The 1,653-nt window shown below is 67.3% G+C and carries 1 protein-coding gene; it reads right to left on the minus strand.

Annotated features, from left to right (window positions below; genetic code table 11):
* Positions 1-16: 16 nt before the first annotated feature.
* On the minus strand, positions 17-1,558 hold the full coding sequence (locus Cph01nite_RS18885) for an IS1634 family transposase (protein WP_203676590.1): 1,542 nt from the start codon (positions 1,556-1,558) through the stop codon (positions 17-19).
* Positions 1,559-1,653 lie beyond the last annotated feature (95 nt).

A 1,653-nucleotide genomic window follows, 5' to 3' on the forward strand; every position in this document is an offset into this window, starting at 1 on the left:
CCTGAGTTGCACAGGTTTAGTGACCCGGTCCGTTGATCGGTGGTAGTCGGTCGAGGATCTTGCGGGCCTCGGGGTTGATCTGGGGTTCTGCGGTGAGGGTGTGCGGGCCGATCGCGATGGTCACGGTGCGTAGTGGTCGCAGGGTTCGTACGAGCTTCTTGATCGTGGTGTCGGTGGCGTCTTGCAGGTGGCGGGCCACGGCCAGGGCGGCGAACACGACGGTCAGGTGCGCCTCGATCGCGTCGCGCTGGTGGTGGAACACGGGCCGGGCGCGCAGGTCGGACTTGGTCATCCGGAACGACTGCTCGACCTTCCACAGGTCGTGGTAGGCCGCGATGACCGCTGCGCCGTCCATCGTGGTGGTCGGCAGGTTGGTGACGTAGCCCTTGAGGCCGGCGAGTTGGCGGGCGCGTTCGACCAGCGCCCAGTCCACGCCCTTGGTCGCGTCTGTGATCTTCACGAACCGGTCGCGGCGCATCGGTCGTGAACCGTCGGCGACGTTCTCGGCTTTGGTCACCATCGCGTTGATCGCCCTGTTGTCGTGCTGCTCGCGCTTGAACTTCCACTGGTAGACCACTCGCCTGGATCTGGCGGCCGTGCCGGTGCCCATCTGGCGGGTCGATTCCAGGACCTGCCCGTCGGTGAAGTAGTTCCCGTGCCGGGCGAAGTGCTCGGCCAGGTCGTAGGGGGCCTTGGTGATCCTCGAGCCGACGATGAAGCCGAACCCGGCGTCCTCGATGGCGTTGAGGTTGCCCGCCGAGAGCATCCCGGCATCGGCGACCACGACCAGGTCGCTGACGTCGTGCCGTTCGCTGAACGCACTCAGCACGGGGATCAAGGTCGTGGTCTCGGCCTTGTTCCCCTCGAAGACGTGCATCTCCAGGGGGAACCCGCCCGGATCGACCAGGAGCCCGACCTGGATCTGGGGATCGACCCGGTGCTCTTTGCTCATACCGACCCGGCGCAGGTCGTCTTCCTCGCCGTTCTCGAAGTGCAAGGTCGTGACGTCGTAGAGGATCAGCGCCGACGTGCCCGCGCTGGCCAGCGAGTACGCCCTGGCCGCCTTGGCCAAGGTGTCTCGGTAGTCCCGGGCCGTGGCGCGCTTGAGCGAGGCGGACAAAGTGTTGCGGTGCGGTGCGCGGACCCCCAGATCGTTCAGGATCTCGATCGTGGCCAGCTTCGAGGCCGGCTCCACGCACCGCGCCAGGACCATCGCGGCGAACGCGTCATCGCCCAGGGCCTCGAACCCCAACCGGGCATAGGCCTCGGTCAGGACCTGCCAGAGCACCTGCGAGGCTGTGGCCGTCACTACGGCCTGCCCGCTTCGGTCGGTGCCCGCGGGCACGTCGCCGGCCCGCGGGAGGTCCAGGCCCAGATCCAGGACCTGCTGCCCGGCAAACAACCGCTCCCGGGCGACCTGAACCAGCACCGCGAGCTCGAGGTCATCGTGCGCCGAGCCCACGTGCTCCACGATCCGACGGACCCCAGAGCGTTTCTCCACGATCTGCACCGCGGTCGCGCCCGAGGCCGTCTTCACCTTCCGGATGAACCCCGACACCCACCCAGGCTACCGATTAGTGCCCCGATACCACCTCGCCCATCCCGCTGACCTGCAGTAACACAGCAACCAGCCGCGAACCTGTGCAAGTCAGG

Source organism: Cellulomonas phragmiteti, from assembly GCF_016862775.1.
Classification (GTDB): Bacteria; Actinomycetota; Actinomycetes; order Actinomycetales; family Cellulomonadaceae; genus Cellulomonas; species Cellulomonas phragmiteti.